This window comes from Candidatus Acidiferrales bacterium, from assembly GCA_035934015.1.
Taxonomy (GTDB): domain Bacteria; phylum Acidobacteriota; class Terriglobia; order Acidiferrales; family UBA7541; genus DAHUXN01.
The window spans coordinates 105,231-126,117 of record DASYYH010000020.1 but is presented as its reverse complement, the minus strand read 5'-3'; the positions used below and the strand labels follow the sequence as shown (position 1 = coordinate 126,117).

General features: G+C 58.6%; 21 protein-coding genes and 1 riboswitch. Of the genes, 5 read left to right on the top strand and 16 right to left on the bottom strand.

From position 1 onward, the window contains the following. Entirely contained in the window at positions 1 to 828 is an 828-nt protein-coding gene (gene cdaA, locus VGR81_10175; protein ID HEV2289307.1) for a diadenylate cyclase CdaA, read from the bottom strand. A gap of 103 nt (positions 829 to 931) precedes the next feature. Between cdaA and VGR81_10170 the strand changes: the two genes are divergently transcribed. Beyond that, complete coding sequence (locus VGR81_10170; GenBank protein HEV2289306.1) at positions 932 to 2,008, top strand: AI-2E family transporter; 1,077 nt, start codon at positions 932 to 934, stop codon at positions 2,006 to 2,008. Between the two features lie 44 nt (positions 2,009 to 2,052). Here the strand turns inward: VGR81_10170 and thiE are convergent, their stop codons facing one another. The 14 genes from thiE to VGR81_10100 all read right to left on the bottom strand — a co-directional run bounded on the left by thiE (position 2,053) and on the right by VGR81_10100 (position 15,076). Beyond that, positions 2,053 to 2,730, bottom strand: a complete 678-nt coding sequence (gene thiE, locus VGR81_10165; GenBank protein ID HEV2289305.1) for a thiamine phosphate synthase — start codon at positions 2,728 to 2,730, stop codon at positions 2,053 to 2,055. After that, positions 2,714 to 2,959, bottom strand: coding sequence for a hypothetical protein (locus VGR81_10160; GenBank protein HEV2289304.1), 246 nt, complete (start codon positions 2,957 to 2,959; stop codon positions 2,714 to 2,716). Before VGR81_10160 ends, thiE begins: the two co-directional genes overlap by 17 nt. 8 nt (positions 2,960 to 2,967) lie before the next feature. After that, positions 2,968 to 5,733: a tetratricopeptide repeat protein gene (locus VGR81_10155; GenBank protein ID HEV2289303.1), complete on the bottom strand. Its 2,766-nt coding sequence runs from the start codon at positions 5,731 to 5,733 to the stop codon at positions 2,968 to 2,970. Positions 5,734 to 5,948: 215 nt separating this feature from the next. Then, positions 5,949 to 6,683, bottom strand: a complete 735-nt coding sequence (locus VGR81_10150; GenBank protein ID HEV2289302.1) for an FHA domain-containing protein — start codon at positions 6,681 to 6,683, stop codon at positions 5,949 to 5,951. 25 nt (positions 6,684 to 6,708) lie between these two features. Next, complete coding sequence (locus VGR81_10145) at positions 6,709 to 7,530, bottom strand: Stp1/IreP family PP2C-type Ser/Thr phosphatase (GenBank protein HEV2289301.1); 822 nt, start codon at positions 7,528 to 7,530, stop codon at positions 6,709 to 6,711. A gap of 29 nt (positions 7,531 to 7,559) precedes the next feature. Next, the gene (locus VGR81_10140) at positions 7,560 to 9,251 is read right to left on the bottom strand and encodes a protein kinase (protein ID HEV2289300.1); all 1,692 of its coding nucleotides are present in this window, start codon (positions 9,249 to 9,251) and stop codon (positions 7,560 to 7,562) included. Between the two features lie 120 nt (positions 9,252 to 9,371). Further along, entirely contained in the window at positions 9,372 to 10,139 is a 768-nt protein-coding gene (locus tag VGR81_10135) for a ribonuclease HII (GenBank protein ID HEV2289299.1), read from the bottom strand. A 96-nt stretch (positions 10,140 to 10,235) separates the two neighbouring features. Next, a complete protein-coding gene (gene rplS / locus VGR81_10130; protein HEV2289298.1) occupies positions 10,236 to 10,634 on the bottom strand; it encodes a 50S ribosomal protein L19 in 399 nt (132 codons plus the stop codon). A 148-nt stretch (positions 10,635 to 10,782) separates the two neighbouring features. Next, complete coding sequence (locus VGR81_10125) at positions 10,783 to 11,769, bottom strand: amidohydrolase family protein (GenBank protein ID HEV2289297.1); 987 nt, start codon at positions 11,767 to 11,769, stop codon at positions 10,783 to 10,785. Continuing rightward, positions 11,770 to 12,561, bottom strand: a complete 792-nt coding sequence (gene trmD / locus VGR81_10120; GenBank protein HEV2289296.1) for a tRNA (guanosine(37)-N1)-methyltransferase TrmD — start codon at positions 12,559 to 12,561, stop codon at positions 11,770 to 11,772. It lies immediately after the preceding gene. Between the two features lie 28 nt (positions 12,562 to 12,589). Continuing rightward, positions 12,590 to 13,141 (bottom strand): ribosome maturation factor RimM, encoded by a 552-nt coding sequence (rimM, locus tag VGR81_10115; protein ID HEV2289295.1) that lies wholly within the window; start codon positions 13,139 to 13,141, stop codon positions 12,590 to 12,592. 1 nt (position 13,142) lies between these two features. Further along, positions 13,143 to 13,373 carry a KH domain-containing protein gene (locus VGR81_10110; GenBank protein HEV2289294.1) on the bottom strand — a complete coding sequence of 77 codons (231 nt, stop codon included), beginning with the start codon at positions 13,371 to 13,373 and terminating at the stop codon, positions 13,143 to 13,145. An 80-nt stretch (positions 13,374 to 13,453) separates the two neighbouring features. Then, positions 13,454 to 13,693, bottom strand: coding sequence for a 30S ribosomal protein S16 (gene rpsP, locus VGR81_10105; protein ID HEV2289293.1), 240 nt, complete (start codon positions 13,691 to 13,693; stop codon positions 13,454 to 13,456). 573 nt (positions 13,694 to 14,266) lie between these two features. After that, on the bottom strand, positions 14,267 to 15,076 hold the full coding sequence (locus tag VGR81_10100; GenBank protein HEV2289292.1) for a hypothetical protein: 810 nt from the start codon (positions 15,074 to 15,076) through the stop codon (positions 14,267 to 14,269). A gap of 60 nt (positions 15,077 to 15,136) precedes the next feature. Here VGR81_10100 and VGR81_10095 point away from each other — a divergent pair, with 60 nt between their 5' ends. Continuing rightward, positions 15,137 to 15,937, top strand: a complete 801-nt coding sequence (locus tag VGR81_10095; protein ID HEV2289291.1) for an IS1 family transposase — start codon at positions 15,137 to 15,139, stop codon at positions 15,935 to 15,937. After that, complete coding sequence (locus VGR81_10090) at positions 15,934 to 16,230, top strand: hypothetical protein (protein HEV2289290.1); 297 nt, start codon at positions 15,934 to 15,936, stop codon at positions 16,228 to 16,230. Before VGR81_10095 ends, VGR81_10090 begins: the two co-directional genes overlap by 4 nt. A 639-nt stretch (positions 16,231 to 16,869) precedes the next feature. Here VGR81_10090 and ffh read toward each other — a convergent pair. After that, on the bottom strand, positions 16,870 to 18,234 hold the full coding sequence (gene ffh / locus VGR81_10085; protein HEV2289289.1) for a signal recognition particle protein: 1,365 nt from the start codon (positions 18,232 to 18,234) through the stop codon (positions 16,870 to 16,872). Positions 18,235 to 18,369: 135 nt separating this feature from the next. Here ffh and VGR81_10080 point away from each other — a divergent pair, with 135 nt between their 5' ends. Both VGR81_10080 and VGR81_10075 read left to right on the top strand, forming a co-directional pair. After that, the gene (locus tag VGR81_10080) at positions 18,370 to 19,662 is read left to right on the top strand and encodes a thiolase family protein (protein ID HEV2289288.1); all 1,293 of its coding nucleotides are present in this window, start codon (positions 18,370 to 18,372) and stop codon (positions 19,660 to 19,662) included. Between the two features lie 134 nt (positions 19,663 to 19,796). Further along, entirely contained in the window at positions 19,797 to 20,642 is an 846-nt protein-coding gene (locus VGR81_10075) for an enoyl-CoA hydratase/isomerase family protein (GenBank protein HEV2289287.1), read from the top strand. 69 nt (positions 20,643 to 20,711) lie between these two features. After that, a riboswitch (cobalamin riboswitch) is annotated at positions 20,712 to 20,845 on the top strand. The last annotated feature ends 42 nt before the right edge of the window (positions 20,846 to 20,887 follow it).

Genomic DNA, 20,887 nt, shown 5'->3' with positions numbered 1-20,887 from the left:
TCATTTCCTCGCCGTGGCGCGCTCCGCCGCCGCGGGCAGCACCGGCAAGCGGCGCGAACGCTTCGTCAGTTGGCCCAGTCTTTCGCTCAGGCGTTCCGCCGTCAAATCCATCTCGATTGTACCGCCCGTGGCCAGCCCGATCGAACCGGTTTCCTCCGAAACAATCAGCACGACGGCGTCGCTCTCTTCGCAGATGCCAATCGCCGCGCGATGGCGCGTGCCGAGCTGGTTCGAAATCGTTGGATTCAGCGAAAGCGGCAAAAAACACGCTGCTGCGGCCAGGCGTCCTCCGCAAACGATCACGGCTCCGTCGTGCAGCGGGCCGCCCGGCCGGAAAATCGCCAGCAGCAGGTCGTAACTTAAGACCGCGTCCAGCGGAATCCCGCTTTCCACATACGTTCGCAGTCCAATCGCCTGTTCCAGCACGATCAGCGCACCAATGCGGTTTTGAGAAAAATAGTTCGCGGCCAGCACCAGGTCGTCGTCTCCGCCCTGCGAAAAATAGGGGCCGAAGGCTCGCCACAGCGGCGTGCGTCCCAGCCTCGAAAGTGCGCGCCGAATTTCCGGCTGAAACAGAATGATCAGTGCGATAACGAAATAGGGCAGCAGCGTCGTCAGCAACCACTCGATCATTCCCAGCCGCGCCCACTGCGCCCCATAATAAAACGCCACCAGCAGCATAATCGCGACGGCCATTTGCACTGCGCGCGTGCCTTTGAGCAGGTTCAGGATGTAGTAAATGATAATCGCGATGACGATGATGTCGATGGCCGCGCGCAGGTGAAGCTGGGAAATTGCGCGCAGCGGAAATGCAAGAGCAATAGCCACGGCATGTAAGTTAGCCCACCTGGCGCTTGCCAGGCAAGGTTGGCCACGTCGCAGGGGCCTGGCCATTGTTCGCTTGCCCTGCGGCTGTGGTATCGTCGGGTAAATGCCGGAAACGATTGCCGGAAACAATTCGGAGCAGAAGCCACTGCGTCCCGCGACGACGAGTGCGCGCATCATTGCCGCGGGAATCGTGATCGCGTTTTGCTATCTCGCTTCGAGCGTGGTCGTCACTCTTCTTGTCGCAATTCTGGCGGCCTACTTCCTCGATTCCATAGTTGTCTGGCTGGAAATGTTCCGCTTGCCGCGTGTGTTCGGTTCTTTGATTGTTCTTCTTTTTGCATTTTCAGCCGTGTTTGCAGCGGGATCGTTGCTGGTCGGAAGCCTCGACCAGTTCGGCACAAACTGGCCGGAATATCGGGCGCCGCTCAGGTCCGTCGTAGGCACGTTCGAAAAGCGGCTTAATTTGATTGAATCTCGCGTCAACGAAATCGCTCCCGCGCCGCGCGAACCCAAAGGCGTTGTCGCCGTCACTGAATCGCATCCCGTCCAGGATGCTCTCTTGGCGCGCGCCGGCTCACTTTATACCGTCGTTTTCGTCGCGACCTTTATTCCTTTTCTCGTATTTTTCATGCTCGTTGCCAAAAGAAAAATCTGGCACGCTACCATGGAATTGTTTCCCTTGAAGGAACGGACGCGCGTGAAACTCGCGCTTTCCGAAGTCAGTAACATGCTGCGCAGCTATGTCGTTGGCACAGCGCTCGTCGCGCTCATTCTCGTGATCGCCAGTTGGGTCTTTTTCTGGGTCATCGGCCTCGATTTCCCATTCCTGACTGCTCTTGTTTCTAGTTTGGCCAACATGGTTCCTTACATCGGCCTGGTGATGTCCTGGCTTCCGCCCCTCATCATCGGCATTAGGCAATTTCACACCGTCGGTCCATTCGTCGGAATTTGTGCGATGCTGGCGTTCTTTCATCTTATGGCAGCAAATTACTTGCTGCCCGCCTTTATCGGCCGGCGTGTTCACCTCAATGCAGTTGCCGTAACCATTGCGCTTCTTTTCTGGGGATGGTTGTGGGGAGCAATGGGCCTTCTGCTTGCAATCCCCATCACGGGGGTCATCAAGGTTGTTTGCGACCACGTGGAAAACTGGGAACCCATCGGCCGGTGGCTCGGCGCCTAATGCAGCGCGCCTGTGAGAGACTGCGCGATTTCAAAAGAAGAGCGTTAAGAACGAGCGCGCAGTCGCACGACGCGCTGCCGCACAGTCGCAAGGTCCGGAGCTTGCTGGAAGAGGCGAATGGCGGCGATTCCCTGCGCGCCGGCGCACAGGCACGCCTCGGCGTTCTCTTCTGTGATGCCGCCAATCGCCAGAACAGGAATGCGTGCGCTCGCACAGACCTCGCGTAGCTTTTCAATGCCTTGCGGCGCGCCAAATGCCGCTTTCGACGGAGTTTCGTAAACCGGCCCGAAGAAAATGTAGCTCGCTCCGGCCGCCTCCGCCTCTTTCGCTTCTTCCAGCCGATGGCACGATACACCAATCAGAAATTCGCCCGCTGTATTTTGCTCGTGCCGCCAGCGCACAATTTCCTTCGCGGAAACCGAATCTCCGCCAAGATGAACTCCATCCGCGCCTGCAGCTAGCGCCACATCGAGTCTGTCGTTCACCAAAACGCGCCCCGCTCCTGCATTCTTTGCCACTGTGATCGCCCGCCGCGTCAAATCGATTAACTCGCGTGCTTCCAAATCCTTCTCGCGGATCTGTATCCAATCGAGCCCGGCTGCCGAGGCGCGTTCCACGCACGCAAGCAAATCCTCCGTTGGCGAATCGGAATGTAAGAGATGCCGGTCAGTGACGTAGCACAAAATCATGTTGTGCTCGGAGAGATCAGGAACGCGGCGCAATGGCGGGACGTTTGTGCCGGAACGAATCCACCGCCAAAACAGCGTCAACCACACCCAGCCCCGAAATCGCTCCGCGAAGATACGGACTGAGCAATATCGGAATGAGCGTCGGATAGCGATTCAGAAAATAGTTCGCATCCCAGACATTCATCCACGGAATCACAATGAGGAGCAATCCCAGCTCGAGCCAGAGGAGCAGCAGCAGCACGCGAAGTATGCGATTGGTCAAAGTCGGCGTCAGTGTTTTTGCAGCGCCGCGATCCGTTCGGCCACGTCGCGGTAATCGATATTCATAGCGTAGACCTGGCGAAAGCTGTCCAGCGCCGCCTTGGAGTTTCCAGCTTGCTCCTCGGCTATGCCTAAATCATACCGCAAGGCGAGCACAGTTTCCGGATCGAGTTCCGGTATCTCCAGCGCGCGGTGATACCATAGCACGGCAATTTTCGGTTCTTGCTTGTCCATGAACGTCAGCGCCAGCAGCGTCGAACACTGCATCGCATATTGGAACGGCCGGCCCTCGCCCACCGCCTTGGCCACTCTTTGGAATTCGCCAATGGCTTCGTCGAGCAGGCCCATCTCGCGATACGCGATTCCAAGATTATAGTGCGTCTCGAGATCCTCTTCTTCGTCCTTCTCGCTCATTTCTCCGAGTTCGGCTCGGAATTCCTGAAAGACTTCGCTTAGCTCGTTGGCATTGCTCCCCGCAACAACCGGAGCAGATCCTTCGGCGTGCGCCGCGACGGGTTCGCTCACCTGCGGAGCGGGCGGAGGAGGTGGCGGCGGAGTGGCCTTCGGAGCTGGCTTTGCCGAAACAGGTTTCGGTTCCGGTTTGGCCGCAGGCTTCGGCTCAACCTTTGCCGTAGCAGGCTTCGGTTCCGGTTTCGGCGGCGCCGGTTTCTCCTCGGCGGCCGGCTTTTGGGCGGACCCAGCTTCTTGGCTCTCCACTTCCGCGACGAGCTGATCCAGGAAACTCTCGGTTGAGGGTGCTTCCTCAGTCGCCGCCTCGTTTTTCGGGCCTTCCGCCGCCGGCTCTTCGAGGAGTTCGAGCTCGAATTCGCCCACTTCGGATTCGGCGATCTTGGTCTCGGCGGATTCCGGCGCGGCGGGAAAGACTTCCTTCGGCGAAGGTGCGGCAGGAGGGTTTTCCGCCGCGGGCGGTGCAGCCGTATTCACAGGTGCGGGTTGCGTTTCTATGGACGACGCAATCTGCGCCCACTCGTCGGAAAGATCGATCTCGTGTTCCGCTGGCGCCGCGGATCGCGTGGCAGGCTGCGTCGTTTCTGCCGCGGGAGTCTCTGGTTCAGCCCTGGCTCCTGGAATCGCAAATTCCACAGGAGCCTCCGCCTGTTCCTCGGTCGCGGTTGTTTCGGCAGCTTGCGGTGGAACGGCTCCAGGTGTCTGGGCCACGGCTTGAAGGAGTTCTTCATCCGTCACACCCGAGACTCGCTGGAACCGGCGGCGAAGCTCCGTAAAACGCTCGGCGCTCTTCGCATCGCCGCGCTGCACGTAAATCTGCTCCAGTTGCGCGGCGAGTTCCGCCGTGCGGCGGTCGTTGCCTGTTCCCAGGGTCATGTCCAGCAAACGTTCAAGTGTCAGCGCATGCCCCGGCACGCGCTCGAGAATATGTTCGAGCAGTTGCACGGCCTTCTGCGAAAGCCCGTAGCTCGAGAACAAATCCACATCCGTCAGTGCCTGCGTGATGAATCGCTGCGTTTCGTCGTCGAGGCCCAATTCGCTCGCCACGGCCTCAGGCGGAATAGGCGCTCCGATCAGCGGCTCGCGTGACGGCTCGACTGGCGCCACAACGGCAGGTTCCGCGGGCCCGCCTGCTGCTTGGCCCATCGTTTTTCGGATTTGTCCGAGGCGTTGCCGGGCCAGTTCGTTATCCGGCTCGCGTTCTAGGACTTCACTCAAGACCTGCTCCGCCCTCGCAAATTGTCCCTGATTCGCCAGCGTATCGGCCAGCTGCGCCTGCGCTTCGGTAAGATTGTTGTCCGCGGTCCGGCGATAGAGATCCACGAGCCATTCCTGCAATTCCACTCGGTCCCTCGCGCGCTCGGCAAGGGTGGTGAGGACTCGCGCGAGATGTTCCTGCTGCCCCTCGGAGATCGCCGGTCCGCGCAATCCGTCGACGAGCTCCATAGCCTTGTCGGTTTCCTCGGAATCAATCAGGGCATTAGCCACGCGCAGCGCTAGGGCGAACTTCTCCGGCCCTTTGAGCTCTGTGTTTTGCACCAATTCCACCGCGCGATCCGTCTTCCCGCCCTTCAGGCAAATATCCACCTGCAGCGTCATCATCTCGGAATTCGAATCCGCGTCTGGAAGCTTCGCCAAAGCATCGAGCGCTTCGTCCGGGTTCCCAGCCGCCCCGAGCATCCGCGCTTTCAGCAGGAGCGCCGTCGAGTTGTTGGGCTCTGCCGCCAACGCCGCATCGGCCATCTTTTGCGCTTCCGCCGCGTCGCCGTGCTCATAGAGGTAGCGCGAATAATGCAGATACGTCTCCGCCGCCTCTTTCTTCTGGCCCATCGCCAGATACAATTCCGCCAGCCGCCGTTGCACGCGCGGATTGTCCGGCTCGACATCCAGCAGTCGCCGCAGGACCTCCACCGCTTTTGCCGTTTGATTGCCTTTCAGGTGCGCTTCGGCGAGCTGCAGAAAAATGGGCCGCGCTTCGCTCAGAATTCCTTGCTGCACATAGAGGTTGGCGAGTTTTTCGAGCGGTCCCGTTTCGTTCGGGGCCAGCTTGGAGATTTTCTTGTAAATCGCGATGGCTTTGCTGTTGAAGCCGTTGTTCAGGTAGAGCTGTGCCAGCCGCTCGAAATACTCCACGGCCTGCGGCATGCTGTTTTGCCGCACGAACAGGTCGCCCACGGTCATCAGCACGACCTGATCGTTCGGATCACTGCGCAGGATCGTCTGATATTCCTGGATCGCCTGAGCGACTTTCCCCTGGTTCAGCGCTTTCAGCGCTGACTCCATGGCTTTGGCTTTGTTCAAGGCCATGCGTTTTCGATACCCCTGCCCGCGCGCCTGTCGCGGAAGCGCCCCCCTCAGGGCAAAATTTCGACCGGTTTTCCGAAGCTGATTTACGGTAGCACACGCGAAAAACAGGGGTCAACGAACTGCCGTGCAGCCGTATAAGAACTCGATAACACCCGCAGGAGCGCTTTCCGGCTGTAAATTTCCCCCGCCGACGCGGACAGATTGATTTTCCGCATTTATTCGCGGTAAACGAATTCGAGCTGGATTCCCGCCACTTCGATGATGTCCCCCGAAGACAATTTCGCCGGATGGACCACCGGCTGGCCGTTGATGGTCGGCACTTTTTCCGCACCCCCGATATAGTAGGAATTGTCCTCGCGGCGATTGATCTGCGCGGCCACTTTCGGCGCAAACCAAGCCTTCAATTTCACCGTCGCCATCGCAGATTTGCCGATGACCGTCAGTTTGTCACTCAGCGTGTATTCCTTCTGGTTGGTCTTGCCATTTTTCACTACGAGCGTCGCCACTTTCACGCGTGCCGGCGCCGGCTGTGCGCTTTCGCCCACGGCCGCGACTTTCTGGAGGAAATCGCGCCGCTCCTTGGTATCCAGCATCACTGTCTCATTGATTTTCGGCGCGGTGGGCCGCGGCATGCCGCCTTTGAAGAATGGGTCGCTCGTTTCACGCGAGTCCGCCACCAAAATCGTATGCTTGCCGATCTCCACGGAATCGCCCGGCTTCAGCGCCACCATCTTCACTCGCTGGCCATTCACGAAAGTTCCGTTCATACTGCCGAAATCCTCGATCATCAGCCGGCCTTCTTCGTTGAAGACGCGCGCGTGATAGTGCGATACGGCCGGATTGTCGATCACCAGCCCGTTATCGGGCGAGCGCCCGATGCTCACTTCTCTTGCGCCCACGGGCGCTTCCTTCAGCACGGAATTTTGGAATTTCAAGACGAGTTTCGGCATTTCTTTCCTCCCTCAAATCCTTACTTCAGGAGCCCCGGAACCACCTGCCAATCCTGGAAATTGTCCCAACCAACTTTGGCGCGCTGCGCACCACGATCACCGTAACGTTATCTTCGCCGCCCGCCTGATTCGCCAGATCCACCAGCCGCTCGGCTGCCTCTTGTGGGTCATCCGTATCGCCTAGGGCCCCGGCGATCTGTGCATCGGAAAGCTCGTGGGTGAGTCCATCCGAGCACAACAGAATCGCGTCGCCTTCCATCAGAACTTCTTCGCTGGCCTCGACCTCGACCTCCGCCTCGGCGCCCAGCGCGCGCAGCAGCACGTTCTGCAGATTGCTGTTCGCGGCATCCTGCTCATTCATCAATCCGTGCCGCACCTGCTCGGCAATAAACGAATGATCCTGCGTCAGCCGTTCGAGCTCGCCGTTGCGCAACCGGTAGGCGCGGCTGTCTCCTACGTGCGCGAGGCTCACGCGTTCACCCTGAACCATCAGCGCCACGACCGTCGCGCCCATTCCTGCTTGCGCCGCGTTATCTTCTGCGGCCTTATGGACCTCTCGATTCGCCAGCCGCACGGCGCTCACCAGCCGGTTCGTAGCGTCGGAAACTCCTTCCAGCCGCTCGCCAATCAGCGGCAGGGACGGATTTTGCTCCGCGTCACGGCAGTGCGTCGCGATCGTCTCCGTCGCCAGTCGGCTCGCGACTTCCCCAGACGCCTGCCCGCCCATGCCGTCAGAAAGCACAAAGAGATTCAGCTCCGGCGCGACGCACAAACTGTCTTCGTTGTTTTCTCGGACGCGCCCCGTATCGCTTCGCGTTCCGTATTCGATTCCCGCGCTATCGCTCATCGCCTCTTCTCGAGTCTCCCCCTGACTCCTCATCTGGCTTCAGGGCGATTCACGGCTGGGGCCCGGACTTGATGAACAAAGAAAAATCCCTGGCTTTCAAGCCACCGCTGCACATTTTGGGCTTTCTTTTCGTTGTAGGGGCCGGTGAATACCACGAAGTATTGTCCGCCCTTCGGATTCGGCTTCGGCAACACAACCACCGGATTCCCGTGACTTTCGATTCTCCTGGAAACGTTTTGCGCGCGCTCTTCCTTCTCGAATCGCCCAATCCAGATGTAAATCGGCCCTGTCGCCGCCTCCTTTTGTGGAGTGTGTGTCGCTGGCTTATTGGCGTATTCCACATGCGGGAAAACCACCGGGGTCGCCGGAGGTTGCGCAGGCAATTTCGGATGAACCGCGGCGGCCGCGTTTGCAACGCGCGGCTGCGGCGCTGGCCGCGGCGGAATCACAAAAGCCTTTGCCGGGGGCGTCGGCGCGGCGGCCATCTCTGGCGCGGGAATCTGCTTTGCCGTCTTGACCACGGTCATCGCACGCAGCCCGCCGAGCGTTGCCAGCACAAGAACCGCGCCCACCAGCACCCAGGCGATCGGCGATGTCTTCTTGGCTTTCGGTGACGCGGCGAGCAAAGTTCCTGCAACAGCAACGGTCGCAGCCGTCGAGTGCTTCACCAACCCGCTCATCGGCGTCGCCGCGACTGCGGCGGCCACGGGGATCGCCGCCACGGCCGAGGCCGGAGTGGCTCCGGTCACGCGCGTCGCGCGCAGCGCTGTCTCCAACTCACCAATCGACTGAAATCTCTTTGCCGGATCTTTTTCCAGACACTTCAAAATTGCGCGCTCAATAAAAACTGGAATATTCGGATCGATTTCGTGCGGCGGCCTTGGCGCTTCCTGCATCTGCTTCACAGCGACGGCAACGGCCGTATCCGCGTGAAACGTCTCCGACCCCGTGAACATTTCGTACAGCATCAAACCCAGGGAATAAATATCCGTCCGGTAGTCAACCGGCTTTCCCGCCACCTGTTCCGGCGCCATGTACGCCGGCGTCCCGATCATTGCTCCCGTCAGCCGCGTCCCCGCTTCCATAGAACGCGCGATGCCGAAATCCATGATCTTCACGTTGCCCTGCTTGTCGATCATCACGTTTTCCGGCTTCAGGTCGCGGTGCACGATCCCCTGCGCGTGCGCTTCTTTCAATCCCGAGCAGATCTGCGTCGCCAGATCAATCCCTTTGCGCACTGGCAGCCCGCCGAACCGGTTCAGTACCGACCGCAGGCTTTCGCCTTCCACGAATTCCATCGACGTGTACGCCACGCCGCCGATGCGGTTAAAGTCGTACACGCGGCAAACATTTTTGTGCGTGATTCTGCGCGCAAAGAGCAGCTCATTCTTGAACCGCTCCATCATCGCCTGGTCTGACGCGATCTCTGGCTTGATGAGCTTCAGCGCCACGATCTCGCCCGTTTCGCGGTCACGAGCCTTGTAGACATTCCCCATATTTCCGTGGCCCGCTTCGCTCAGGATGTCGTAGCGCTGCGAAAGCGCCGCCAGGCTCGACGTCGTCAGGCTCGTCTTCGCGCTTGTCGCCGCGGCTTCGTCGACCAATGCTTGCGCGTCTGGAATGTCGCTCAGCAGGACGGTCTTCTGGCTATCCTCGCGCCCGCGCATTGCCCGCGAGGAAGAAGGCGCGGAACTCCCATTCGGCTTGGTGGGCTGGTCCATATTGTCCCTGTCTACAGTAAACACGAATCCGGCGGGTCCGCGCTAAATTGCGCGGAATGTGTAAGGAAAAAGTATCTGGTACTTTAGTTCTATCGGCTTGAAAAGCGATTTTTCGGCGGATTATTCGCCAGCCGCGGCGCTCAGGGAAGTGGCGGAAGAAGCGTTGTGCTCTGTCGCATTTGTTGGAGCCGTAGAAGTCGAAGCCAGCGGCAGCGCCTCTTGCGTCGCATGCGCGCCCCAGCAGGTCGCTTCGCGCACCGGCGCGAACGAAAATCGGTGCAACGGCGTCGGCCCGTATCGTTGCAGCGCTTCCAAATGGTCCGGCGTGCCATAGCCGCGGTTGGAACCGAGGCCGTATTGCGGATACATCTGGTCGAACTCATCCATCAAGCGGTCGCGTTCCACTTTCGCCAGAATCGATGCGGCCGCGATCGATACGGATCGCGCGTCTCCATGGATCAGCGATTTCTGTTCGATGGACAGCGGCAATTCCATGGCATCAACCAGCAGATAATCTGGCGTCGGCCGGATTCCTTCGACCGCCGCCACCATCGCCTGCCGGCTCGCCTGGTAAATGTTCCACGCGTCGATCCGGCTGGCCTCGATTTCCGCCACGGCCCACGCCAGCGCGTGTTCGCGAATGCGGCCGGCCAGTTCCGTTCGCCGGTCGTGTGTCAGTTTCTTCGAATCGTCCAATCCGACGATTCGCCGCCGTGGATTCAGCACCACCGCTGCCGCCACCACGGGCCCGAAAAGCGATCCGCGTCCGGCTTCGTCGATTCCGCAGATGCGCATCCATCCGCTTTGTCGCGCAAGCCGTTCGTATCGCGAGGAGCACAGCCGCGTCATCGCGCCGAATTCTATCACAGCGTTCGCGGCGCGATTCACCGGCTCTCCGGGCTCTGTGGAAAAAAATCCCAGAAAAAAAGAAAGGCCGCCTCATCGTTTCCGGCGGCCTGCATTCGAAAATCGGATTGTGTTGAATTATTCCGAGGCCTTTGTCTCCGCCGGCTCGGCTTGCTTTTCGCGTTCCATGCGCTTGATGCGCGCCGATTTGCCCTTCAGTCCGCGCAGGTAATAAAGCTTCGCGCGCCGCACATTGCCTTGCTGCACCACTTCAATCGACGCAATCGTCGGCGAATGCAGCGGGAAAATGCGCTCCACGCCGATTCCAAAGCTCACACGCCGCACCGTGAAGCTCGCGCCCGCCGTGTGTCCCCGTCGCTTGATCACCACGCCCTCGAACGGCTGCACGCGCTCTTTTTCTTTTCCCGCCTCGCCCTCGCGCAGCTTCACATTTACGCGCACCGTATCTCCCGGACGAAACTCCGGCAAATCCTTGCGAACTTGTGACTCCTGCACCTTATCAATCACGCGACTCATTTCGAATTATCCCGGCAGACCCGCTCAGGTGGGGCCAGCTCACTCAGCGCAATTCCCAACTATACCGAAAATCCGCGTCCTTTGCGAGCGATTTGCGCGGTCAATTACCTGAAAACGGAAATTCTCGGCTGAGTCGGCATAACGCCGGCTAGCCTCGCAAGCGAAACAACTTCTCTGCATTCCCTCCCAGTATCTCCTCGCGCTCTGCCGCCGAAATCGGCAATCCCCGCAGCGACTCCAGCATCGACGGAACGCTCCCGATCTGGTGCGGGTAATCGCTGCCCGCCAGGATATGTTCAGCGCCCGCGAAATCGATCGCCAGTTTCAGCGCCAGCGGATCGAAATTCACCGTGTCGTAATAAAACTGCTTCAAATATTCGCTCGGCGGCCGCGGAATATTCACGCGGCATTCCTTGAACGCGCGATATCCGCGGTCGGCCCGTTCCGCGATATACGGAATCGCCCCGCCCAGATGGCTCAGCACCCAACGAATCCGCGGAAACCGCTCCGCCACGCCGCTGAACACAATCTTCTCCGCCGCCAGCGTCGTGTCAAACAGAAATCCCACCAGCGGCATCAGCCAGTATTCCGTCATTGCTTCCACGCCCGCTGGATCCGTCGGATGAATATGCAGAATCGCTTCAAAATCGTTTGCTGCTTCGTAGAGCGGCCAGAATCGCTTGTCCGCCAGCGCCACTCCGTTGACGTTGCTGAAGAGCATCGCCCCCGGAAAATGCAATTGTCGGCACACGCGCTCGAATTCTTTCACCGAAGCAGCCGGATCGTTCAGCGGCAGAGTCGCCAGCGCCGCAAATCGCCCGTGCTTCGTGTGCACCGCATCCGCAAACGCGTCGTTTACCAGCGTCGCAAGCTTGACGGCCATTGCCGGCGTTTCGACGTGTGTCCCCGGCGTGGTCATCGAGAGCACTTGTGTATCCACGCCGTATTTCTGCATCTCCTGCTCGCGGAAATCGATGTCGCGATGGCCGCGCACGGCCACGTTGTAGTCGCCCGGATAGTGCAGCCGCGGGTTCCCTTCGGCGTCGAAATCAACCTTCACCGCGCTCTGGCCCGATCGCAGCGCCTCGATGTACGCCGGCGGATAGTAGTGGTTATGAACGTCGATGATCGGCATTTATACTATTCTCCTCGTCAGCAGGTCCGGGCGATTCCGCCGCGTTTTTTCCACCGCCATGCGCTGCCGCCAGCGCCGGACTTCCTCATGATTTCCGCTCATCAGAATTTCCGGCACATCCCAACCGCGAAAATTCTGCGGTCGCGTGTAATGCGGATAGTCCAAAATGCCTCGGCTCGCGGCGCGCCATTCCCCGCGGATCTCGTCCGCAACGCTATCAGTCGCCGCCGCAAGAATCTCGCCATCCGTCGCCGAAAAAGATTCATTCTCCGCCGAATCTTCGTTCCCCAGCGCGCCGGGAATTAGCCGCGTCACGGCGTCGAGCACCATCACCGCGGGCAATTCTCCGCCGGAAAGCACAAAATCGCCCACCGAAATTTCGTCCGTCGCCAGATGCTCCGCCACGCGCTCGTCCACTCCTTCATAGCGTCCGCAAATCAGCACCATGCGTTCGAGCCGCGCAAATCTCCGCGCCGTTTCTTGCCGGAATAATTTCCCCGAGGCCGAAAGAAGCACAATTGCTGTCCCGCCCAGCGCCTTCGCGCCCGGCGTGTCCGCGATCGGCCCAACGAACGATTCGACCGCGTCAAAGATGGGCTCGCACTTGAGCACCATTCCTTCGCCGCCGCCAAACGGACGGTCGTCCACCGTGCGATGCCGGTCATGCGTGAAATCACGCAAGTCTGCGATGCCGGTTTCGATGAGCCGCGCTTCCCGCGCCCGCCGCACAATCCCATAGTCGAGCGGCCCCTGAAAAAACTCCGGAAATATCGTGATCAGGTCGAATCGCATCGCGGCAAATCTTACCGCACTCGAGGTTTTACACTGGATTTAAATCCGCAAGCCCTTCGGGGAGGACCACTTCGATCCGCCGCGCAGCCGTGTCAATGCGCGTGCAGATTTCTGCAGCCAGAGGGATCAGCAGTTCACCGCGCGTCGTATTCACGACCAGAATCGGCGTCCCGGCGACTTCTTCGCCGCTGAACTGCACATCGCGCACCACGCCGATTTTTTCCGCCGCGCCGCTACCAGCGAAAATCTCGCAGTCAATTAAATCCGTGACGAAGTAAGTTCCAGCCGGAAGCGTCAAGCGTTCGGAAAGCGGAATCTGAATTTCCAGTCCCTTGAGTTTTTCCGCATCGGAAATGGAATCGCAGCCTTCGAAAAGAAAAATTGCCTGGGTCTTGTGCAGCCAGCATTCGCGCACAGTAGCGCGATGCAGCGCATTCTTCCCGTCCCAGAGGAAAACAGATTTCAGTTTCGTGAGGCGTTCCGGAAAATCAGTGAAGATTTCTGCCGCGACTTCTCCGCGGCGTCCGCGCGCACGCAGAATTTTGGCCACAGTGACGCGAGAGGCTGGAGTCTCGTCCACGCTATTCCAGAATTTCCAGTGTAAATCGCTTTTTCAATTTCATGCCCGCCGCGCCCAGCAGCGTGCGAATCGATTTCGCCGTGCGTCCTTGGCGCCCGATCACTTTACCCAAATCGTCCGGCGCCACGCGCAATTCCAGCACAGTCACTTGCTCTCCTTCGATGGATTTTACGGAAACCTGTTCGGGATGATCGACAAGAGCTTTCGCGATTTCCTCGACGAGTTCCTTCATGAGAACCTCCGGGTCGGCCTGGAGAATCAGCAAGAGGGATAACCGGCGTTGGAAATCCGTGGTCTGAAGAGTCCGACGCTCTATGCGATTTTCTGGATTCGCAAAAAGCTGCGGACGGTATCGCTCGGCTGGGCGCCGCAGCCGAGCCAGTATTTGATGCGCTCGGCGTCAAGCTGAATCACGGCAGGCTTCTTCAGCGGATCGTAGGTCCCGACAATTTCAACGAAGCGGCCGTCGCGCGGACGCGTCTTTTCGATCACCACCACGCGATACGCGGGCTGCTTCTTTTTGCCAATGCGGGACAAGCGGATCGTCAACACTCGGTCTATCCTCCAATTTTCATTGCAATTATAGCCTATCCCCGCGCATTTGCCAAAGGTCGAATAGAGGAATCGGATTACTTCACGACCTGGCGCTCAACAAAAACACCCTTAAAATCTTCGAGCTAGCCGGACAAACCCAAGCGGAGTTTACCCGGCCACGCATTGTTTTGCCATGAACCTAAACAATAGCAGCCACGCTATCTTCTCGCGAGCTTCTAAAATCCTTCAGGTACCTCAGTTTCTTGAACATATAAATCATAATGAATATTGCGCTCAAGCCAAGTAGCCAAAGACTGGGGACAAGCTCCTGGCCCGCGATGAATAGTAGGCCGATAACCCCAGTGATTATTCCAGCGACGAGCCAATTGGCCGGAGGAGGAGTCAACGTAGGCGGGAAACCTATTGGCAGAAACTGTCCAGTTTCGACGTCTCTGGCAGCAAAGGCAAGCCACCCCTCACACCTGTAGTCGCCCTTCGCAAACGTGTTTCTGAGACCCCCCCTGACGAAGAAAATTTCCAAGGTTTCGCCAGGATCCACAGCGAGTGGGTAGTGTCTTAATTTGGGCGCTTCTAGGTGTATTCGTTGTATTCGGGTACACGGTAAATGGTAGAAAGAATGAGGTTACAAAAGTAAACAAACGAAGTGTGGTGCTCTCCTCGGCACTCCCCCTCGTTTACGACATTTTTATATCTGATCGTTACGCAAAAGGCTCCTTGTCTTGCCCCGCTATCTTTAGCGAGTTCTCCGGATTTCAGCGTAAACAAATCGTCAAGGTCAAAATCATCCCTAAGAACCAGCGTCTCATTACTACCAATGAAAATGTGCTTCGGCTCGTCGAAATGTGTAGTCAGTTTTTCTTTGGCAAATGGAACGCCTTCTTTGAGAAGTCCATGCCAAATATCGTAACCAATGATTTCGGCGGGAGTTTTCCCCTGATTTTTCACACTGAGAGAATATTTAATCACTCCCAAAGCAGGATCGTTCTTTGCAAATTCGCCATGAATCCAAGCGCGTTCGCTGTCAATTACAGCCTTAGCATTCAAGAGAGCGGCAGCAGCGGATTTTCGAGACTCCCAAGACTGCCATCCAATGACGAAAGCTGTGATAGCTCCGATGAATACCAATACCCATTCAGGGGATTCATACCAAGGTGGAGATTGGGCGTGAGCGGCGTGCTGATTGCCCTGTGGCCCGTTTTGTGGATTGGCTTTGGCAGGCGGCGCAACGGGAACGAGCGCAGCTGGGTGTTTATTATGGGAGCTTTGTTCTTTTTCGGCGGTGTTTTTTTGGGACTGGCCCCGTGGGGTAAGGTGAATAACAAAGGTGAGCATTACTGCGGCGATAAGGGCTGGCTTCACTTCTCCGTGATTGTACCCCATAAATACTTCTTGACAAGCAATAATTATTGGGATACAGTTATTCGCATAGAGGACACGCGAATGGCAAACATCCTAGCAGCGGAAAAGCAAGTCGCGGTGATTAGCGCACTGGCGGAAGGCTCTGGGATTCGCCAGATTGAGCGCATGACGGGCGTAAACCGGAATACCATTATGTCGCTGGGCGTGCGCGTCGGAAAGGGCTGCGCCGCGCTGCTAGATGCCAAGATGCGCGACCTGGAATGCTCGCACTTGCAGATGGATGAACTATGGGGATTCATTGGCAAGAAGCAGAAGCATGTGACGCCGGAAGATAACCCAGAGCTAGGGGACGTTTGGACGTTCTGCGCAATTGATCAAGAAACGAAGCTCGTACCATCGTTCAAGGTTGGCAAGCGCGATGCGGATACAGCCAATGCCTTTATGAGTGACCTAGCGTCACGCCTCAAGATTCGCACGCAACTTTCCTCTGACGCGCTTCCCGCCTACATCGAAGCGGTAGAGCAAGCCTTCGGCGCGAACGTGGACTTCGCGCAAGTCATCAAAGTTTTCGAGAGTCAGGCTGCGGACGCGGAAGTGATTCGTACCGACAAGATACGGCGCACAGGACGCCCCGATCTAGGGATTGCATCTACCAGCCATGTTGAGCGACTGAACGGGACAACGCGGCTTCACATGCGCCGCTTGACTCGTTTGACCTACGCATTCAGCAAAAAGCGCGAGAACTTCGAGGCAGCCGTTGCGCTCCACTTTGCCTACTACAATTTTGTGAAGCGGCACAATACGCTGCGATGCACGCCAGCGATGGCAGCAGGAATCGAGCGAGAATTTTGGACGGTTAAGGATTTAGTACAGGCCGCATGAACGCCATAGACGAGTTACGCGAGGCCATAAAGCGATTGCATGGCGTGGAATCGCGCCACATCGAAAGCGTTCCGGTGAAGGAAATGTTTCAAGGCAAGACGGTCTGGGAGGGGATAGTCGAAGTATTCGAGTTGGTCGGCCATGAGAAAGCATCGCGCCTTTATGCGTGGATACAGGACGTGGACGGCAAGAAACGGCATTTCACTGTGCTGCACGTTGCTCCAGTGGATTCGCCATTAGCGGCTGTGAGAGCCGCGATTTTACACGACTACAGAAATGCCCAAGAAGCGTAAAGCGGGTCGCCCTAAGATGCCCAAAGGCCATGCGATGGGTGGAATGCTACGCGTTCGGGTTACGCCGGATGAACTGCGAGCCATCCAAGAAACCGCTAAGGGCAAGAAACAGACGATTTCTGAGTGGATACGCGACGTGCTCGGAGCCGCGACGAAGTGATAGCCCGCCTCAAATTAAGACACTACCCAGCGAGTGTAATGGCAAATGGTAGAGAATAATTCATAAAGACCCTCTCTCCCGAAGGGTCCTCTAATTTGATTTGAATGTCCGTGCGAAACTCATTCGCGGTGTGTTGGTTGATAGTGCCTGTGGCTGCAAAGGCTCCCCAGTACTGTCCTAGGGCTCTATCGGCTCCAATCAAATTTATATTCCCTTTGCTTCTCGACCCGGTCTGAAAGCTCTGCACGCGTGCTGAAGTAACCTTCATCTTCCGGCTGGCATAGGCAAGCCCGTCCCGTTGTGACGCTGACAGCGAGTGTGATAACTCAGGCGGCAATTCGGCTATGCTGACTCGTCTTGCAGGTCTCAGTTCGGTAGCCCGTGGCTGATCTAGGTTGCTGGCCATAACCTACCTCCGCAAGTGTCGAAGGTTTATATCTCAGCCTGCGACACTGTGCAAGGTTCACCGGGGAAGGTTTTCAGTTGGATAGCCCCGAGCGGAGCTTGCTGATGCCGCGCATTTTGCCCTTCATCGAATTGCCGTACATCTTCATCATGCGCCGCATTTCGGAGTATTGCTTGAGGACTTCGTTCACTTCCTGCACCGTCGTTCCGCTTCCACGCGCGATGCGCTTGCGCCGCTTGCCGTCGATTAAGTCCGCGTCGTCGCGCTCGGCTGCGGTCATCGAGTTGATAATCGCCTCGGCCGTCTTCAGCCGCGACTCATCGATCGCCGCATCCTTGGGCAATTTCGCGAATGGGCCGATTTTCGGCAGCATGCCCATAAGCTGCTCGAGCGAGCCCATCTTGCGGATCTGCTGCAACTGATCGCGAAAATCCTCCAGCGAAAATTCGTTATGCTGGATTTTGCGCTGCAGCTCGCGCGCTTGCTTTTCGTCGATGGTCTTCTCGGCTTTTTCAATCAGCGTGAGCACGTCGCCCATGCCCAGAATGCGCGAGACAATGCGGTCGGGATGAAACGGCTCGATGGCGTCGTATTTTTCGCCGATGCCCGCGAATTTCACGGGTGCGCCAGTGACTTTGCGAATCGAAAGGGCCGCACCGCCGCGCGCGTCGCCGTCGAGCTTCGTCAGCACCACGCCGGTCAGCCCGAGTCGCTTGTGAAATTCTCCGGCCGAGCGCACCGCGTCCTGCCCGATCATGGCGTCAGCCACGAACAAAATTTCCGCGGGCAACAACTCTTTCTTAAGCAGCGAAAGCTCGTTCATCAATTCATCGTCGATGTGCAGCCGGCCCGCCGTATCAACGAGCACCACGTCGTAAGCCGAGAGTTTCGCTTCCTTCATCGCGCCGCGCACAATTTCCAGCGGTTTGTCCGTACCCGCGCCCGGCCAGGCCGGAGTGCCCGTCGCTTTGGCGACTTGCGCCAGTTGCTCGCGCGCGGCGGGCCGGTAAACGTCCGTCGAGACCACAATGGGCCGGTGCCCGTTCGCTCCGAGCCATTTGCCGAGCTTGCCCGTCGTCGTCGTTTTGCCTGAGCCTTGCAATCCGACGATCAGCCACACCGACGGCGGCCGCGAAGCGAATTGCATGCGTACTTCTTTGCCGAGCAGCTCCGTGAGTTCGTCGCGTACGATTTTCACTACTTGCTGATCGGGCGAAAGCTGCAGCAGAACTTCTGAACCAAGCGCCTTCTGCCGTACGTGCGCAATCAGCTCATCCACAACGCCCAAATTGACATCCGCATCGAGCAGCGCCTCGCGAATCTGCGCCAGTCCCGCGTCCAGATGCTCTTCGGTGAGCTTGCCTTGGCCGCGCAGGTTCTTGAACGCGCGTTGCAGTTTGTCGGTGAGATTTTCAAACATCGGCGATTCGCTTCCCATTCTCAGGATAGCGTACCGCAGCGGATTTGAGCAACGTGCCTGCTGCGCTTGCACGAACGACACAAATCGCTTCTTCCCCTCGTGTGTTAGCATCGAATGTTTGACAAGCGCAACGGAAACCACAAGGGGTCGAGCGTGAAAAACGGGACAGTGTACATCTTGAGCGCGGTGAGGACGCCGATTGGCAAATTCGGCGGAGGGCTCGCGGAGCTGACGGCTCCGGACTTGGGCGTGATTGCCGTGCGTGCGGCTCTCGAGCGTGCTTTTGGCGGTGCCATGCCGCCGGAACGTCAGCCCGGCGAAGGTGGCCCGGTCGAAGAAAGCATCAGAAGCGCGCAGGGCGCAAATCGTGCCTCCGCAAAAACGCCCTGGCATGTCGACGAATTGATTTTCGGCAACGCGCGTTCCGCAGGCGTGGGCCCGAATCCTGCGCGGCAAATCGCCTGGCGCGCCGGCCTGGGCGATGATGTCCCCGCCTTCACCGTGAATATGGCCTGCGCCTCCGGTTTGCGCTCCATCGTACTCGGCTGGCAGGAAATCCTGACCGGCGAGGCCGGAATCGTCGTCGCTGGCGGCGCAGAGTCGATGTCGCGCGTGCCATATCTGATTGACGCGCGCTGGGGCGTGAAGATGGGCAATCAGCCGCTCGTCGACGCCATGTATCGCGACGGCTTCTTGTGCCCGATTTCGAAAATGATCATGGGCGAAACTGCCGAAGTTCTCGCCGAACAGTACAAAATTTCGCGTCAGGAGCAGGATGAGTTTGCCGTTGAAAGCCATCGCCGCGCCGCGCGCGCGCAAGCCGGAGGCTGCTTTCGCGCGGAAATGGTTCCCGTCGAGCGCACGGACAAGAAAGGCAACATCATGCGCCTCGAAACCGACGAGCACGTCCGCGCCGACGTCACCACCGAAAAAATGGCTAAGCTCCCGCCGGTCTTCAGCAAGACGGGAACCATCACCGCCGGCAACGCCAGCGGAATCACCGACGGCGCCGCATGCGTCGTCCTCGCTGGCGAAGAGCGTGTGCGCGAGCTCGCCGCGAATCCGATTGCGCGCATCGTTGACGCAACCATTGTCGCCGTGGACCCGCGCGTCATGGGCATCGGCCCCGTACCCGCCGTGCGTAAACTACTCGCGCGCACAGGCACGAAGCTCGAAGACTACGCCGCCATCGAGTTGAACGAAGCCTTCGCCGCGCAAGTCCTTGCCTGCGACCGCGATTTGCATTTTCCGCGCGAGCGCCTCAATCCCAATGGCGGCGCGATCGCTCTCGGCCATCCCATCGGCTGCACTGGCGCGCGCATCATGACCACGTTGATTCACGAAATCCGCGGCGCCGATGGAAAATCCGCCGCAGGCAAAAAGGGCCTCGCGACGCTGTGCGTCTCCGGCGGCCTCGGCGTCGCCGTGGAAATCGAAGCATTGTAAGATCTCGCCTGCAGCTTGGAACCCGGGGTTGCGCCCTCAGAACCACAATCGAAACGTGCGCTTAGCCGTGCGCCGATTCCGCAGTAGCATTTCTTCAGGGCGTAATTCATCCTCAGAGGATTCGGGAGAAAGCAATGCGGGTTCAAAGCCAAGGAACCAAGACAGGGCGCGTCGCCGTCGCGGGCAATGTGGGGTCGCCACCGCCGAAGCCCGAAGAATTCAAGTTCGTCAAGTTTGCGATCGAAGGAAGCGTGGCTCGACTCACGTTGAATCGCCCCGAGCACAACATGCTCAACGAGCGCATGCTGGGCGAGCTGGCCGTGGGCATCGATTCCTTGGAGGGGCAGCCGGAAGTAAAACTTATCGTCCTCGATTCCGCCACAGCGTCGTTTTGCGGCGGGATTGAGCTCGGTGAATACACGCCCCGCCGCGCGTTTCAGGTGCTCGATGCGTTGCAGCGCACGTTCACCGTCATGCTCGACACAGCCAAGCCTCTGCTCGTCATCGTCAATGGGCCGGCGTTCGGCGGCGGCGCAGAACTCGCTGCGCTGGGAGATCTCGTCATCGCCACGCCGAAAGCGAAGTTCGCTCAGCCGGAAATCAAGCTTGGCGTCTATCCGCCGCTGGGTGCCGCGATTCTCCCGTATATCGTGGGACCGAAGCGCGCGCTCGAACTCGTCCTCACTGGCGAAGTCATCAGCGCGGAGCGCGCCTTGGGCCTGGGTCTTGTGAATCGAGTCGTGCCCGAGGACAAACTCGCGGCCACGGTGAAAGAGGTCATCGGCCAGGTCACCGCACATTCCGGGCCGGTGCTGACCATGGCCAAAAAAGCCATTCTGGGCTCCATGGGCCTTTCGCTGCGCGAGGGCGTGCGCCAGTCCATGGAAATTTTCCTGAACGAACTTTCCTCGCTCGAAGACTCGAGCGAAGGCCTGCGCGCGATCGCCGAAAAAAGATCGCCGCAATGGAAGAATCGCTAAGGCCCAGCGGGGGGCCGCATCGGCAAACGCATTTGACTCGCCGCGCGCTTGCGCATAGACTCGGAAACGAAAAATTTAGCCGGCTCGCGGGACGCACCAAAAGGAAGGCTGTGTAAATCGGCCACGGTCCCGCCACTGTGATCGGCGACTTACCAGCTTGAATCGCCGAAAGTCAGGAACTTGCGCGAGCCGCTAGAGCCGACGCTCTTCGCGAGAAAGAGCGCCGAAGCGCCCCACGGTATCTC

Coding starts and splice junctions, on each gene's coding strand:
- VGR81_10100 (HEV2289292.1), bottom strand. CDS start 15,076: ATGGGGTACAATCACGGAGAAGTGAAGCCAGCCCTTATCGCCGCAGTA.
- VGR81_10095 (HEV2289291.1), top strand. CDS start 15,137: ATGGCAAACATCCTAGCAGCGGAAAAGCAAGTCGCGGTGATTAGCGCA.
- VGR81_10090 (HEV2289290.1), top strand. CDS start 15,934: ATGAACGCCATAGACGAGTTACGCGAGGCCATAAAGCGATTGCATGGC.
- VGR81_10110 (HEV2289294.1), bottom strand. CDS start 13,373: ATGAAGGAACTCGTCGAGGAAATCGCGAAAGCTCTTGTCGATCATCCC.
- VGR81_10140 (HEV2289300.1), bottom strand. CDS start 9,251: ATGGACCAGCCCACCAAGCCGAATGGGAGTTCCGCGCCTTCTTCCTCG.
- VGR81_10145 (HEV2289301.1), bottom strand. CDS start 7,530: ATGAGCGATAGCGCGGGAATCGAATACGGAACGCGAAGCGATACGGGG.
- VGR81_10170 (HEV2289306.1), top strand. CDS start 932: ATGCCGGAAACGATTGCCGGAAACAATTCGGAGCAGAAGCCACTGCGT.
- rplS (HEV2289298.1), bottom strand. CDS start 10,634: ATGAGTCGCGTGATTGATAAGGTGCAGGAGTCACAAGTTCGCAAGGAT.
- trmD (HEV2289296.1), bottom strand. CDS start 12,561: ATGCGATTCGACCTGATCACGATATTTCCGGAGTTTTTTCAGGGGCCG.
- VGR81_10150 (HEV2289302.1), bottom strand. CDS start 6,683: ATGCCGAAACTCGTCTTGAAATTCCAAAATTCCGTGCTGAAGGAAGCG.
- VGR81_10155 (HEV2289303.1), bottom strand. CDS start 5,733: ATGGCCTTGAACAAAGCCAAAGCCATGGAGTCAGCGCTGAAAGCGCTG.
- VGR81_10125 (HEV2289297.1), bottom strand. CDS start 11,769: ATGCCGATCATCGACGTTCATAACCACTACTATCCGCCGGCGTACATC.
- ffh (HEV2289289.1), bottom strand. CDS start 18,234: ATGGGAAGCGAATCGCCGATGTTTGAAAATCTCACCGACAAACTGCAA.
- VGR81_10075 (HEV2289287.1), top strand. CDS start 19,797: ATGCGGGTTCAAAGCCAAGGAACCAAGACAGGGCGCGTCGCCGTCGCG.